This window comes from Pseudoalteromonas sp. MT33b, from assembly GCF_014117385.1.
Classification (GTDB): Bacteria; Pseudomonadota; Gammaproteobacteria; order Enterobacterales; family Alteromonadaceae; genus Pseudoalteromonas; species Pseudoalteromonas lipolytica.
This window is the reverse complement of record NZ_CP059831.1, coordinates 1,554,064-1,569,357: the sequence shown is the minus strand read 5'-3', so window position 1 is coordinate 1,569,357 and position 15,294 is coordinate 1,554,064. Positions and strand designations below refer to the sequence as shown.

Annotated in this window: 11 protein-coding genes; all 11 read right to left on the bottom strand. The window is 41.0% G+C overall.

Annotated features, from left to right (window positions below; translation table 11 throughout):
• Positions 1-77: 77 nt before the first annotated feature.
• The 11 genes from H3302_RS07220 to H3302_RS07170 all read right to left on the bottom strand — a co-directional run bounded on the left by H3302_RS07220 (position 78) and on the right by H3302_RS07170 (position 15,292).
• The gene (locus tag H3302_RS07220) at positions 78-2,402 is read right to left on the bottom strand and encodes an RND family transporter (protein WP_036968689.1); all 2,325 of its coding nucleotides are present in this window, start codon (positions 2,400-2,402) and stop codon (positions 78-80) included.
• Positions 2,402-3,406 carry a YCF48-related protein gene (locus H3302_RS07215; RefSeq protein ID WP_036968692.1) on the bottom strand — a complete coding sequence of 335 codons (1,005 nt, stop codon included), beginning with the start codon at positions 3,404-3,406 and terminating at the stop codon, positions 2,402-2,404. Before H3302_RS07215 ends, H3302_RS07220 begins: the two co-directional genes overlap by 1 nt.
• A 123-nt stretch (positions 3,407-3,529) precedes the next feature.
• Positions 3,530-4,894: a DUF1329 domain-containing protein gene (locus H3302_RS07210; protein WP_182396404.1), complete on the bottom strand. Its 1,365-nt coding sequence runs from the start codon at positions 4,892-4,894 to the stop codon at positions 3,530-3,532.
• Between the two features lie 12 nt (positions 4,895-4,906).
• A complete protein-coding gene (locus H3302_RS07205) occupies positions 4,907-6,991 on the bottom strand; it encodes a DUF1302 domain-containing protein (protein WP_036968695.1) in 2,085 nt (694 codons plus the stop codon).
• A 311-nt stretch (positions 6,992-7,302) separates the two neighbouring features.
• Entirely contained in the window at positions 7,303-7,524 is a 222-nt protein-coding gene (locus H3302_RS07200) for a DUF2835 family protein (protein ID WP_036968698.1), read from the bottom strand.
• Complete coding sequence (gene pepN / locus H3302_RS07195; protein ID WP_074988370.1) at positions 7,524-10,118, bottom strand: aminopeptidase N; 2,595 nt, start codon at positions 10,116-10,118, stop codon at positions 7,524-7,526. Before pepN ends, H3302_RS07200 begins: the two co-directional genes overlap by 1 nt.
• Before the next feature lie 42 nt (positions 10,119-10,160).
• Positions 10,161-11,639, bottom strand: a complete 1,479-nt coding sequence (nhaC, locus tag H3302_RS07190) for a Na+/H+ antiporter NhaC (protein WP_065979868.1) — start codon at positions 11,637-11,639, stop codon at positions 10,161-10,163.
• 196 nt (positions 11,640-11,835) lie between these two features.
• The gene (gene prc, locus H3302_RS07185; protein WP_036968705.1) at positions 11,836-13,860 is read right to left on the bottom strand and encodes a carboxy terminal-processing peptidase; all 2,025 of its coding nucleotides are present in this window, start codon (positions 13,858-13,860) and stop codon (positions 11,836-11,838) included.
• 27 nt (positions 13,861-13,887) lie between these two features.
• Positions 13,888-14,541, bottom strand: coding sequence for an RNA chaperone ProQ (gene proQ / locus H3302_RS07180; RefSeq protein WP_075593623.1), 654 nt, complete (start codon positions 14,539-14,541; stop codon positions 13,888-13,890).
• A 14-nt stretch (positions 14,542-14,555) separates the two neighbouring features.
• Complete coding sequence (locus H3302_RS07175; protein ID WP_036968711.1) at positions 14,556-14,834, bottom strand: hypothetical protein; 279 nt, start codon at positions 14,832-14,834, stop codon at positions 14,556-14,558.
• Positions 14,831-15,292 carry a GAF domain-containing protein gene (locus tag H3302_RS07170; protein WP_036968713.1) on the bottom strand — a complete coding sequence of 154 codons (462 nt, stop codon included), beginning with the start codon at positions 15,290-15,292 and terminating at the stop codon, positions 14,831-14,833. Before H3302_RS07170 ends, H3302_RS07175 begins: the two co-directional genes overlap by 4 nt.
• Positions 15,293-15,294 lie beyond the last annotated feature (2 nt).

Genomic DNA, 15,294 nt, shown 5'->3' with positions numbered 1-15,294 from the left:
CAGCTATTTGGTCATCTATTCACAAAATATAGATATATATGGCCATTCCTGGCCATATCGGAGCACAATTATTTACATTATTTTTTCTGGTCAGTCCAGAGGAAGCTACCAATCGCGGGTAAAAGCAGCACTGCACCTAACATATTCACTAAGAACATAAAGGTAAGCAGAATACCCATATCCACCTGGAACTTCAGATCAGAGAAAATCCACGTGCTCACCCCTATCGCCAAGGTGATACCTGTGAAGAGTACTGCACTGCCTCGTTCAACAAGGGCGTTACGGTAAGCGACTTCTAATGCGACGCCACGTTTTAACTGTGACATCATCGATGACAGAATGTAAATTCCGTAATCAACGCCAATCCCCACCCCTAATGCGATAACAGGTAAGGTTGATACCGTTAAGCCTATTTCTAATTGCACCATTAATGCTTGCGCAAGTGTTGATACGATATACAACGGCAGTACCACGGCTACTGTGGCTTTTACGCTCCTAAAACTCACTAAGCAAAGTAAAATAACTGCGCCATAAACATAGAGCATCATCGGTAATTGTGCAGCCGACACAGATTCATTTGTTGCAGCCATTACCCCAACAGGGCCTGAAGCTAGCTTAAATTGCACTTTATCGGTTTGCTCTTGAGCTGCAAACTCTTTTACCTTTGCGACAACATGATCAATTGTCTCTGCTTTATGGTCATTTAAGAAAATGATTACAGGCATCACTGAACAGTTACCATCTAACAAACCAGAGCTGGTCTCAACACGCGATGTCGATTGCACTAAGCTTGCTGTATTACGCGGTAAACTTTGCCATTTTAAATTACCTTCATTAAAACCAGCATTAACCGACTGAGCAACGCTACTTAAACTCACTGCTGATTGTACGCCAGCTACATTTTCCATTTGCCATTGGAAACGACCGATTCGCTCCATTACATCATGCTCTGTACACGCTGCAGGATATGCTTCAACAATCACTTTTAAAATATCAGATGAAATCGTGTACTTATCTGAAATCAAGAAGGTGTCTTGATTATATCGCGCATCTTGATGCAGTGAAGGTGCGCCGGCGTGCAAGTCACCAATACGCATTTTATCTGCCTGCCAGTAACCGACTGCAAAGAGGAGTGCCGTTAAAACAATGATGACAGCTGCGGTCTTACGCTCAGTTGTCTTAACCAAAATTTCACGCAAGGTATCCAGCATGTTTGGTTTGTCTGTGTGGTTACCAGATTGGATACGCACCGAGCCTTCAAAGTTCATGTAAGACGCCCAAACAGGCAGAAGGATCAAGTTAGTGAATATAATCACCGCCACACCCAAACTCGCTGTAATCGCTAACTCTCGGATAATACCGATATCAATGGTTAATAATGTTAGGAAGCCAATCGTATCAGATAACAACGCTATACCACCGGGAATTAACAAGGCTCTAAAACTTGCCTGACAACACACGCGTGTATTGCTGCCGGTGCACACTTTTTTACCAATGTCGTTGATCATTTGCACGCCATGGCTTACACCAATAGCAAACACCAAAAATGGCACTAGGATTGACATTGGATCAAGTCCAAAGCCAAGACTTGACAGTAAACCAAGCTGCCAGATGACCGCTATAATTGAGCAAGCAATCGGCAAAATTGTTAGTTTTAAACTGTGGCAGAATAACCACACCATGATAAATGTAAATGCGATAGCAATAGCGAAAAACAGCACCACCCCTTTCGCACCTTCTGCAACATCACCCGCCATTTTCGCAAAGCCAATAATATGAATACTGACTTTGTCTGTACTGAGCGGTTCGCGTACTTGTGTTTCTAATTTTTCAGCAAATGCGAGGGTATCGAGTTTTTCTTGCGTTTGGGGATCAAATTCAAGTAGCTGTGCTGTCACCATCGCACATGAATAATCACTCGCAATCATGCGCCCCACAACTTTTGCTTTTTCAATATTCTCTTTTACAACTGCTAAACCTTGTTTATCAGCAGTAAAGTTGGCTGGAATAATTGGGCCACCGGCAAAGCCGTCTTCAACCACTTCTACAAAACGTGCACTAGGAGCAAAAATTGAGTTTACTAGCGGACGATTTACCCCAGGAATAAAGTAAAGTTGGTCATGAACAGCTTTTAACTGCGTAAAAAACTCCTCATTAAATATATCGCCCTCAGCATCACACACTGAAATTAAAATGCTGTTTGCACCACCAAACTGCTTTTCATGTTTGGTATACACTTTCATGTATTCGTGGTTTAGTGGAATATTCTTATTAAACGACGCATCGAGTTGAATTTGTGTTGCTTTAAACAATAAAAAACAAGTGATTACTGCAAACGAAATAATCGCAAATAGACGATGACGAAACACCGCCTTTTCTAAAAAATCTAAAAAGCCACGCATTACTGATTCAACTCCTTCACTTTAATGCCATCTTCAGAAGCCATAACCAGTTTATTCTGAAATACAACGCCATCGAGTAATGATTTACCATCAGCCATCTGCTCTTCTGTTAGCTCACCATCTTTGATATGAAAAATAACCCCACTGTTTGCGAATAATAGCCATTCATTTTTGTAATTAATTGCGCTATTAACGGTAGCGTGATTATCAGAGTCAACTTGTAGCCACTCTTGAGATTGCGCTTGGCGTGTAAAAATATTTCCTCGTAGACCTGCAACAAGATCTTCGCCACCGCTTTGTGCAGTTGACGCAAACGTAAAGAAAGAACCCATATATATTTCTTCTAAACGCTGCCATGTTTGACCATTGTCTAGGCTTTGCGCCATTAAACCCATTTCACCTACGAGCATTAAACGGTCTGCAACGTTAACAATACGGTTAAAATGTGGCAGGATTGATGCTGTTTCAGCTTCGTATCCTTCAGGATCATTGTTTTTAAGATCGTTTAAATAAACACGATCATCCTCAAATAATAAGCTGTCTAAAAACCGTTTATTCCAGTTTTTTCCGCCATCATTCGTTTCAAAAAACATCCCATAAGCACCCACTGCGTAGCCATGCTGCGCTGAGGTAAATAAAATGTCTAGGCACGGCTTATCCATATGGGGCAATGCCTGTTGCAATTGCCATGTTTTACCAGCATCCGTCGTATTAATAATGGTTGCATCATGGCCACAGGCCCATCCTAAATCCGTGTCATAAAAGTTCACTGCCGTTAATAACACTTGTGTAGGTACACTCGCCTGTTGCCATTGCTGTGCATCTGAGCTCGTGATGACAACACCATGTTTACCAACTGCGATGAGTTGATTGCCTGATATCTCAATATCAGTAAGAAGGGTTTTGTCTGCGTTAACAGCAGAAATTGCCTGCTGAGGCTGTGGCATGTCTTGAGCAAAACATGAAGCACTATAAGCAAGACAAGCATAAAGCAAATACTTCATAAAGATAAATCGCCTTCGATAGAATAAAAAAGCAAGCCAACAACATAATCGTGATTACACCTTTCATACGTTGACTTGCCTACATTGCAAGAGGCACCTGTTTCCAGGTGCCTAGTGTGTAGATTAACGACCTTCGCGGCGTAATGCGCTAGAGGTAAACTCATTGTCGTTTAATGTTTTTGAGAAGTCATACATTTTTTCTTGGTTATCTAAACCAATCGCTAAATAACGACGTGAATTTAAGTCGTGGTATACATCTAGCGTACTCCAATGCGTAGGTACTTCGTAGTAGTTCAAGCCATGCGACATTGCAACACGATACATTTGATCGCGATTATCATAAATATCGGCTACATGAACTTGCCAGCTATCCTCGTCAATATAAAACACACGCTTTTTATAAATATGACGCGTGCCTTCTTTAAGGTTCGCTTCTACAACCCATACTCTGTGCTTTTCATAGCGCACATGTTCAGGGTTAATATGACCCGCTTGTAAAATATCATCGTAGGTTAACTTGTCGCTATGAAGCTTATAACTATTGTAAGGAATATAAAGCTCTTGCTTGCCTTTTAATGTCCAGTTATAGCGATTTGGTGAACCATTAAACATATCAAAGTCGTCGGTTGTACGTAAGCTATCTGCTGCAGTACCCGGTGCATCATAGGCTACGTTTGGCGCACGACGAACACGACGTTGACCTGAGTTGTAGGTCCATGCTTGACGTGGCGTTAAGATTTGGTCCATTGTTTCATGAACAAGCAATGCGGTACCAGCAAGACGAGCAGGTTCTGTTACCTTTTGTTTAAACTTAAATAGAATATTTGATTCTTGAAGTTGTTCAGGTGTCGACTTTGGATTTGAGTATTCAACTAACAACTGTTCATCAAAACCTACATAATTATACGAGCCTGATGCCGTCGGTGCTGCTTGTCCAGCATAACGCTCTACGGCTAAACCACGAAAACGTAATAGGTGATTCCAAATTGCTTCTAAGCCGTCTTTAGGAATTGGGAATGGCACGCCTACTGCCGTGTTCTTAATACCATTACCGCCTTCAACTAATTCAGCCGTAGTCGCGTATTTTTTAGTAGCATCGTATACAAACTGAGGATACGAAGCACTGCGACGGGTTGGATAAATGTTCATTTTAAATGTGTCAGGGTATGTATTGAATAACTCAATTTGACCAGGACTCAAGAGATCTTTGTATTTATCGACGTTCGACTTATCGATGGTGAATAATACCTTGTCATCTGCAAACGGATCAGGGTGATGCATACCCGGTTTGTAATCTGCAGGAGGCGTTGTAATACCGCCTGTCCATTCTGGGATAGAGCCATCTTTGTTTGCCGATTTTTCTGCACCAACGGGCGTTAAATCTGTACCTAAACGTGCCGCTTCATCAGCGGTAATTTTTGCAAGCACACTGCTGCTTGCAAAAACGCTACAAAACGCTGCAGCAATGAGGGTAGGTTTTCTAATAATCATAATTTACCCTTAAATTGAATATTTAATATTGAAAGAAACATAATCGCGGTCAGAGAAAGTATTCGTCGCACCACCACCCCAGAAAGAGTTGTAGCTAAAGTCGAATGACCACGCATTTTGATAGTTAAAGTTCATTGTCACGCCCAGTGACTTACGATCTTCAACAAACAGGAACATCGGATCAGGTGTAATACCATTCACGTCGTGTGAGAACACGAAACGTGGTGAGAAATTCACCCCGTTAAAGACATTAAAGTAATCACCTTTAGCGATTAAACGGTAACCCCACGCAGACGCAGTTGGGAATGGGTTTGTCTCAGGGCCGTTTGAAATACCGAGGTGGAGTGTCGAATAATCATCACCTAATGGGCCTTGCATAATACCGCTTCGACCCGTACCCGCAACATTCAAGCGTAACTCATCGTATTCCGGCATATCATTAATACGAACACCACCGATTTCACCCACAACAGCCCAACTATCAGCACCAAGAGACGGGCCAAATAAATGGGTAGCAGTAAACTGAAGCTGAGCTGTATTACGAAGAATATAGCCTTGTGCAACCTCACCAGGGCCAACGACACTGGTCGCATCGCCTAAGCTCATTTGCGAAATACCTGCAAAATCAGGACGAATACCCGCAACAGCTAATTGCTCAGGCATACCAGCGTATAATAATTCAACATCATCTATTTGCAGTGGCTCATCTTGACGGAAGGCAAATTCGCCCGCAAGTGCGGTCTCACCCACGGTTGTATTAAAGCTTAAACCGTACAGCTTAATATCTTCAGGGTACTCTAATTGCCCTTTAGTGAATGCTTGAAGACTTGTAACATTATCTTCTGTTATTTCAGAAGTTAATAGCATACCAATATCAGCAGCCAATGCTTGCGATGTAAAATTAGATACTTGACCAGAAATAACAGGTCGGCGGCTGTGATAGTTAATGTGGTAAAGGGCGACTTCTGTATCGTTTAGTTCAGGTAAGTACATACCTAAACGTAAACCGTATTGTCCACCATCATCAGGTTCATTTTTACCCGCATCCCCCTTGCCTTTTAAAGCAACTTTGGTCGGAAATGCCAGGTACATTTGCGCCATCATTGCTTGCCCTTGCGGCGATGTAGGATCGATACCTTGTGAGCGCACAATATCATCTAAACTATTTAAGCTGTCTGTTAAGAAAGCTAAATCGATATCAGGGTTTGATGTGAAACCAAGCTGGATATTTTGTTGGTAACCATTTTCAGACGCGAAATCATTCGTTGAAAAATAAGTACCTGCAGCAGGAAGGCGCGTTTCGTGCCATTCATACTGATAAAAACCTTCAAGGGTAATATTATCGGTAATACCTAATGAAGCCCATAGCATACCAACGGGTATGAATGCTTCTTTTAACTCCGCACCTGGCGCTTTCAAACGGTCAATATCAACCGGGTTTACGTTGATACCGTGAGAAATTAAGGTACTTTCACCCCAGTTAACGACCTGCTGACCTAAGCGAATAGATAGCGGGTTTCGACCTTCGTTAAGGTCAAAGTTCGCCCAGACGTACGCGTCAAGTAAGCGTAAATCGGCACATACTTGCTCTTTGGTGTCGTCATCATCACAGGGGTCAACTTTCTTACCTGATGTTGGGTTACTATATGCAAAGTCACCATCCATCAACGCGAAATCATAAAAGTACATGAAACGGGTAAAAAGACCGTAATTATCTTTACTAATCGATAACTCATGGTTGCCTTTTAACAGCTTTGAAAAAGAATCACCACTGTCGAAGTTAAGGTTACCAGCATCGCCATTATTTGAATAAGCGCCTGGCTGGTTCCATACATCAGAAGAAGAGTAAATAGGATTTAAAGCAGGATGATAGCCCGACCAATCAAATGATGGGTTATTACTTTTACCTATAATTGCAAAGTCACGGTCTTCGACTCGAATACTCTGCCCATATGAAAAGCTAGAGTCAAAACGTACGTCAAAATCACCTAATTGAAAAGTGGCCGCGTGCAAAGCTGTGCTTGAGAGTCCCAGAGTCGCCGCCGCGAATCCCAAAGCTATTTTGTTTTTAACAAAAAGCGATCTTTTTATCATTGTGTTCATCCCCCTGTAACGGGTTGTTTTGTGATCAAATTGTTGTTTTTAGAATCTTTCTAACGATAGAAGCGAAATAGTAAAAATACAATATAGAACGCGTTCAATCGGTTAATATTTATTTAAAAATGTGACGTTTACGTATTGGTAAGACGTCATACCAGATAATTTATACACGTAAATTAACAATAGAACAAATTGAATTAACAAAAATATAATAAGATTATTTTATAGGAGGGAGAAAAATGTGGCTAATTTTTGGGTAAATTAGCACACTTTGTCGTATGACAGCTTTAAGGCTATTTGGCGTTTTAACTCACTTTTTCAAGCTTTAAAAACTGATTATCAGCGCCCAGCGTGAGCCTAAAACGCCCTCTTATCCCTAATGATGAAATAAAAGGACGTAAATGCTTGGCAGCAAAACGAATTGTTTTGCCACCATCTTCTGTTACCTGTACTGAAGTATATTTACCATGATAGTAATCAAGGCATTCTGCATAACTTAAATACAAAGAAAAAAAGTATTCAGTCATTAACCTACTAACGCTTTCTCAACTTTTTCAAATAAATCATCACTTAGGTTCTCTAATGATGCCAAACGTTGCAATTGTGCTTTGATTGCCTGCGAACGGTCGTGATCATAACGTTTCCATGCCATAAATGGTGTTAACATACGTGATGCATTTTGCGGGTTAATATCATTGAGCTTAATAAGCAAATCACCCAATAATTGATACCCTTTGCCGTCTGCACGATGAAATTGTGTAGTATTAAAATGACTAAAGCTGCCGACCAATGCTCTGACACGGTTTGGATTACCAAAATCAAAACTTGGGTGATCATACAACTGCTTAATGTCTTCAATGCAGGTTGCTGACTCTTTCATTGCCTGCAATGCAAACCATTTGTCCATTACAAGTACATCATGTCGCCATTTAGCATCAAATTCATTGAGCAAATTATCACAGCGAGGGTGATTCGCTTTTACAACCGCACTTAGCGCAGCTAACACATTTGTCATGTTAGAGCTGGCTACGGCTTCGTCAATAAAGTTATTCACGTCTTGCTGTTCAGTTTTTGCTAAATAGTGCAAACAGACCTGTTTAAGTGCCCTAACGGCAACAGCCTCGGCAGATGTTGTGCCATCATCGTGTAATGCCTTATAACACGCAATCAATGAGTCCGATAAGTCAGTCGCAATGTGTAGTTCAAATGCATTCATTACTGAAACAATGTCATCAACGGGGATCACTGCATATTCAGCCGCAATCGTGTCATAGCTTGGTAATTTTAATAGCTCTGCAATCAGTGCCAAATCCCCTGCTCGTTCTGTAATTAATACGTTAAGAGCAGAAATGATGTCAGGAGATAAGCATGCATTACCCGATGATATTGCGGCTTTAATTTCGTTGGTAAATAATCGTTGCTGTGCATCCCATCGCGAAAAATCACTTCGTGCAAAACGCATAATATGGAGCAAATCAGCGGTGCTGCTAGTTTGGTTAACAATACAAGGAGCAGAAAAATCTTCCAGAAGCACTGCAACAGGCGGCTCTATAACATTTTCAAACACAAAGGTGTGTTGTTTTTCAGTTATATTAAGCACAGAATCTTGCATCTGATTATTAATCGTTAACGGCACTGATTGACCAGCAGGGTCAAGTAGTTCAATCGCAAACGGAATATGTAACAACGCATTATTAGGTTGATTATCTGGCGCAAATTGCTCAATAGTCAGTGTAAAGGTTTGATTAACATGGTCAAAATATTGATCTACTTTTAATCTTGGAGTACCCGCTTGATTGTACCAACGCTTAAACTGCTGCAAGTCAATTTCAGAAGCATCACTCATGGCTGCAACAAAGTCATCACAGGTAACGGCTTGACCATCGTGGCGTTGGAAGTAAAGCGCCATACCTTGCTGAAACTTTTCTTCGCCTAATATCGTGTGCATCATACGAATAACTTCTGCGCCCTTGTCATACACTGTCACAGTGTAAAAGTTATTCATTTCAATAACTTTTTCTGGGCGAATTGGGTGCGCCATAGGCCCTGCATCTTCGCTAAACTGATGAGTTCGCATTACTTTTACAGCATCAATACGGTTTAGGGCACGAGATCCCAAATCACTACTAAACTCTTGGTCTCTAAATACGGTTAAACCTTCTTTCAAAGACAACTGAAACCAGTCTCGACAAGTAACGCGATTGCCCGTCCAGTTATGAAAATATTCATGCCCAACAATAGACTCAATCGTGTGGTAATCTTTATCGGTGGCGGTTTCTTGATTCGCTAACACACATTTAGAGTTGAAGATGTTTAATCCTTTATTTTCCATCGCCCCCATATTGAAGAAATCGACGGCAACAATCATGTATATATCTAAGTCGTATTCAAGATTGAAACGCTCTTCATCCCACTGCATTGATTTTTTTAACGATGTCATTGCATGCGGGGTTTTTGGTAAATTACCTTTATCAACAAATAAGGCCAACTCGACATTACGGCCTGATTTCGTTGTGTACTGGTCGCGTAACACATCAAAATCACCTGCAACTAATGCAAACAAATAACTTGGTTTTTTAAATGGGTCCTGCCATTTTACAAAGTGGCGACCATCATCAAGTGTGCCTGCATCAATCTGATTACCGTTAGACAATAAATGCGTGTATTTTTGCTCAGCAATGATCGTAACATCAAAACTTGCCAATACATCTGGGCGGTCCAAGTAATAAGTGATTTTTCTAAAACCTTCAGCTTCACATTGCGTGCAATACGCGCCCCCCGATAAATACAGGCCTTCGAGGGAAGTGTTTGTTTGAGGATCGATATGGTTGACAATTTTTAAAATAAAATTAGCAGGTAAATTGTGGATGATGAGTGCCTCATCCTCAAGCGTATAGTCACTGTACTCTTGCTCATCTACATGCAGTGAGATAAGTGTTAAATCAACACCATCAAGCACTAAATCAGCCCCCGTTTCGTCCACACGGTTAATCGTCATTGTTGAGTGTACGACGGTTTTTAAGGGCGCTAATTCAAAGCGTAAATCGATATGTTGTATTGAAAAATGAGGGGCTTGGTAATCTTTTAAATATTGAGCTTGAGGTTTACTCGTTGCAGACATCATTGACTCCAAATGGCCCTGTTTAACAGGGCCTAACATGAATTATTCAGCGCTGGTTTGTTTAACGTGCTTTGGTTCGATACGTAAAATTTTAATACCTAAATATGCGTAAACAACAGCGAGTACGGGATTAATTAAATTAAAGAAAGCGTAAAGTGCATAATCAAATGGGTTAATTAATAAAACGCTTTGCATGTATGCACCACACGTATTCCATGGGATCAGCGGGCTTGTAATGGTGCCACCGTCTTCTAAAGTACGTGATAAGTTCACCGGTTTTAAACCGCGTTTTTCATATTCATCTTTAAACATACGTCCTGGTACAACAATAGCAATGTATTGATCTGCCGCCACTGCATTGGTACCGATACAAGTCGCAATTGTCGCTGTTATAAGTGAGCCGGTGCTTTTCGCTATTTTCAATATGCTTTTTACAAACATATCTAGCAAGCCAGTTTTCTCCATAATGGCGCCAAACATCAATGCGGTCATAATTAGCCAAGTTGTGTTTAACATTCCGGCCATACCGCCGCCACTGAGCAATGAATCCATTTTTTCGTCGCCCGTATCGATGCTAAAGCCATCAAAAAATGTTGTCCATACTAGCTTGAAATAGCCAATTAACTGCCCTTGTGACGTATCGATTTGACTATTAATTAAATCTGATTGAAACAACATAGCCCAAATAGCACCCAGTACTGCACCAATTGAAATAGCTGGAAATGCCGGCATTTTTCTTATTGCAAGAATAAGCAACACGACTAATGGCACGAGCATTTCAAGCCCGATATTAAAGTTGCTTTCTAACAGGTTAATGATTTCATCAATTCGGCCTGCTTCTGCTGAACCACCTGCATTAAAGCCCATAAAAATAAAAATAATTAAGGCAATGATAAAGCTAGGCACCGTGGTCCAAAGCATATGATGAATATGCTCAAACAGATCGGCTCCGGCAACCGCAGGGGCTAAATTTGTTGTTTCCGACAGTGGGCTTAACTTATCACCAAAGTACGCGCCTGAAATAACAGCACCGGCAGTCACCACCTGCTCAAGTCCTAACCCCGTTGCAACACCTAATAATGCCACACCGATGGTAGCAGCTGTTGTCCATGAGCTACCAATACTCATCGCAACAATGCCACAAATTAAACAACTAGCCGCATAGAACCAACTTGGATTGATAATTTGTAAACCATAGTAAATTAAGGTGGGTACTGTTCCAGATAGCAGCCATGTGCCAATCAATGCGCCTACCATTAACAGTATAATAATGGCACCTAATGATAAGGTGATCCCTTCAATCATCGCTTGTTCAAGCTTTTTCCAGGTATAGCCGTTTTTTAGACCGATTAAGGCAGCAGTAAAAGTAGCAAAGAGTAAGGCTATTTGATTTGGCCCCGATGATGAGTTATCACCGAATAAATAAACAGCTGCACCCAAAAGGCACACGAGAACAGTAATGGGGATCAAGGCATCTAAAAAACTGGCCTGTTTGATCGGCTTCTCTTCAATTGAATTCAAAAGATAGTCTCCTACACGTCTTATGTGGCGTGTTTAATTATTATTGTTTGATTGCCTAAAGAACGCCTTGGATTAATGTTTATTAATTAGACCACGAACATTTTAGACAGCCAGATTAATCAATTATAACAAGATGCCCCGTTTTGGGCAGTAAAAAAGGCGCCTAAGCGCCTTTTTATTAACCAATTATAGGTATTTATTTTTTCGCGAGCCGACCATACTTAATATAGTCTTGCGTAATTAACGCTGCTTCTTCTAAGAAAGGGTCGAGATCATCAAGCGTATCAGGTAAATCATCTAAGCTTTCCACTGGTTTGTGACCTAATCGAACTAATCGTTCATTAGCACGCTCAAGCGCACGCTCTTCGCCTTCGTCTTTCTCTTTAATACGTGTTGCTTCAACAAGTGAAATTGTTTTTCGATCTTTCTCTTCTTGATAACGTTTAATGTCATCGAACACATAACCAAATTCAGGCTCATTGGCAATGCGCGCATCATGTAATTTATTGACATAAGCAATCGCAGGCTTCAAATCGTCAACTGAATTATATTTAGCGCGAATGATGCTGTCCCAAGGTAATGCATTGTCTTGCTGACTTTCGCCCCAGTCTGCTGGGTCAATCGCTGAGGGGAATGACACATCGGGAATCACCCCTTTATGCTGCGTGCTTCCGCCATTAATACGATAAAATTTTGCAATTGTGTATTGTACGCTGCCAAGTGGGTGATCATATAAATCATACGCACGGCCCAGCGGTTTGTGCTGTTGTACTGTACCTTTACCAAACGTTTGCTCACCAATCACAATAGCACGGCCATAGTCTTGCATCGCTGCTGCAAATATTTCAGAGGCTGATGCACTGTAACGGTCAACTAAAACGGTTAATGGGCCATCATAAAAAGTGACACCATCGCGGTCTTTTTGCTCTTCGATACGGTTGTTTAACGTATGAATTTGTACGACTGGACCTTGATCAATAAACAGGCCTGACAATTGCGTCGCTTCATACAATGAACCGCCGCCGTTTTGGCGTAAATCGATTATGATGCCATCTACTTTCGCTTCTTTTAATTTCGCAATTTCAACTTTTACGTCTTGCGATAAATTATTGTAGAAACCTGGGATTTCTATCACACCGATTTTACTTGTTAAATCTGAGTATTTCGCTTCAAATACTTCTGATTTAGCAGCACGGTCTTCTAAACGAATTTTATCACGGGTTATTTCAACAACTTTCGGAGTACCATGAGCATCCGCCCCTTTTAGATACTGTAAGCGAACTTTAGTACCTTTAGGGCCTTTGATTAAATCAACCACGTCATCAAGACGCCAGCCAATAACATCAACAAAGTCTTCGCCCTCTTGAGCAACACCTATAATGCGGTCATCTGCTTTAATTTGTTCAGATTTGTCAGCGGGACCACCCGGAACTAGGCTTCGGATCACGGTATAATCTTCATCATAACTTAATACTGCGCCAATTCCTTCAAGTTCAAGGTCCATGTCCATTTTGAACTGTTCAGCACGGCGGGGTGATAAGTAAGATGTGTGTGCTTCAATACTACGTGCAAACGAATTCATTACAATTTGAAATGCATCTTCACTGTTTGTCTGCACTAAGCGTTTTTGCGCATTGTGGTAACGCTTGGTTAAGACCTCTTTTATGCCTTGCCAATCTTTACCGGTCATTTTTAAACGCAACGCATCGTATTTAACGCGCTGACGCCACAATTCATCAAGCTCAGCTTGAGTCGTTGCCCACTTAGCGTCTTCGCGGTCAAACATATATTCATCTGCTTTATCGAACTTCATTTCATTTTCAAGTAACGATAAAGAATAATCATAACGCTCAAAACGACGCTTTAAGCTCAGATTAAAAATATCAAAGGCAAACCCAAGTTTCCCTGAAGAGAGCGCATTATCGAACTGGTCTTTATATTGTTCGAAAGAAGCAATATCAGACGCTAAAAACACACTTTTATTAAAATCGAGGGATTCGATATAACGATCAAATATCTGTTCAGATAATTCATCGTTAAAGCGAATGGGTTTGTAGTGTGCACGAGTAAATAAGTTTGTCACCCGTTTGCTTGCTGTACTATGTTGGCTTTCTTGCTTGAGTACTGGTAAATCTTCTGCAGTTAAATTATCTGTAGAAGCCAATAATGAACCTGAAAACAGGGCAGCGACTAACGGAATGAGCGTAAACTTTTTACTCATACACAACTCCTTTATTTTTTACAGCTATTAAATGATATACAGGCTGTCTGCTTTGGTCTTAACTTGCATTCCTGTTACTAACTCAACGTGAACTTCATCTTTATTCACTTCAGTAATAACTGCGTTTACAAGTGCTTGGCCAAGTTTAACTTTAACCTTGCTATTAACCTTGACCTCTGAGGCAGGTAATGGTTCAACTTTTCCTGAACGTTTTGCAGGAGCAGCTTTAGCTGGTTTAGTGTTAACTCTAGCGCCTTTATCGCCTGTTTTGGCGTGCGAACCCGCATTCTTTTTGTAAGATTTTGTGTCTGCATCTTTACGTGGTGGACGCTGGGTTTTTTTGCGTTTAGCCATTTTTGCGCGGCTTTCTTCTAACGCTTTTTGAGCGTGCTCAATGTGCTCTTGTTCCACTTTTTCATCTTGATTACCATCAAGGTCAATACGGAACTCAGACTTTGTCACGGCTTCTAAATAGCGCCAGTTTGAGGTGTACTTTCTTAACGCTTGACGAACCTGAGTTTTACTTACTTTCTCAGAGCCTTCAATGCGCTCAGCGATATCTTTAAAGATACCCACTTTAAGCGGCTGAATGCCGTCTTTTTGTTTAAAACATTGTGGAAATTCTTGGTATAAGAAATCCAATACTTCATTAATATCTTTTAGCTTGTTTGTGGTTTCCATGTTAGAACCTTTTATTACATCTTTTCATCGAGCGATGAATCGACATAGTGTGTTACCCAGTCGGTTAACTCTTCGAAGTCCGCTTCAATAAGCGCTAAATCACCGCGAAGGTGTTCCCAAATACCATTTATAATTTCATCAATTGATTCACAGTCTAAGTCATCTGGAAGACGATCCCAAGCCATATGAATCAAGTCGTTGAGCCTTTCAGCTGCAACTTCTTCTTCCCCTTCCCAATCACCGACATCGTGAATGGCAAAAAGGTAATCTTGCACATTTAGCAGATCTTTCATTTCAGATTTGCCTCAAAGCATTTTACCAATGCTTCTAAACCAGCTTGATCATCAGTATCGAATCGACCGATGCTCGGACTATCGATATCAAGCACAGCAAACACGTGACCATCTTTGAAGATTGGTACAACAATTTCAGAGTTTGATGCTGCATCACAAGCAATATGACCTGCAAAAGCGTGAACATCTTCAACTAATTGTGTTTCTTGTGTTTGTGCCGCAGTCCCACATACCCCTTTTCCAACTGGAATACGGATACACGCAGGATTACCTTGAAACGGCCCTAGCACTAATTCTTCTGGCGAATCCAGTAAATAAAAGCCCGCCCAATTTATATCCTCTAATGAGGTAAATAACAACGCACTAATATTCGCCATATTAGCTATGACATTGGGTTCACCAGCGATCAGCGATTCAGTTTGTTTAACTAATGACTGGTAAAAATCTTGCTTTTGCATAC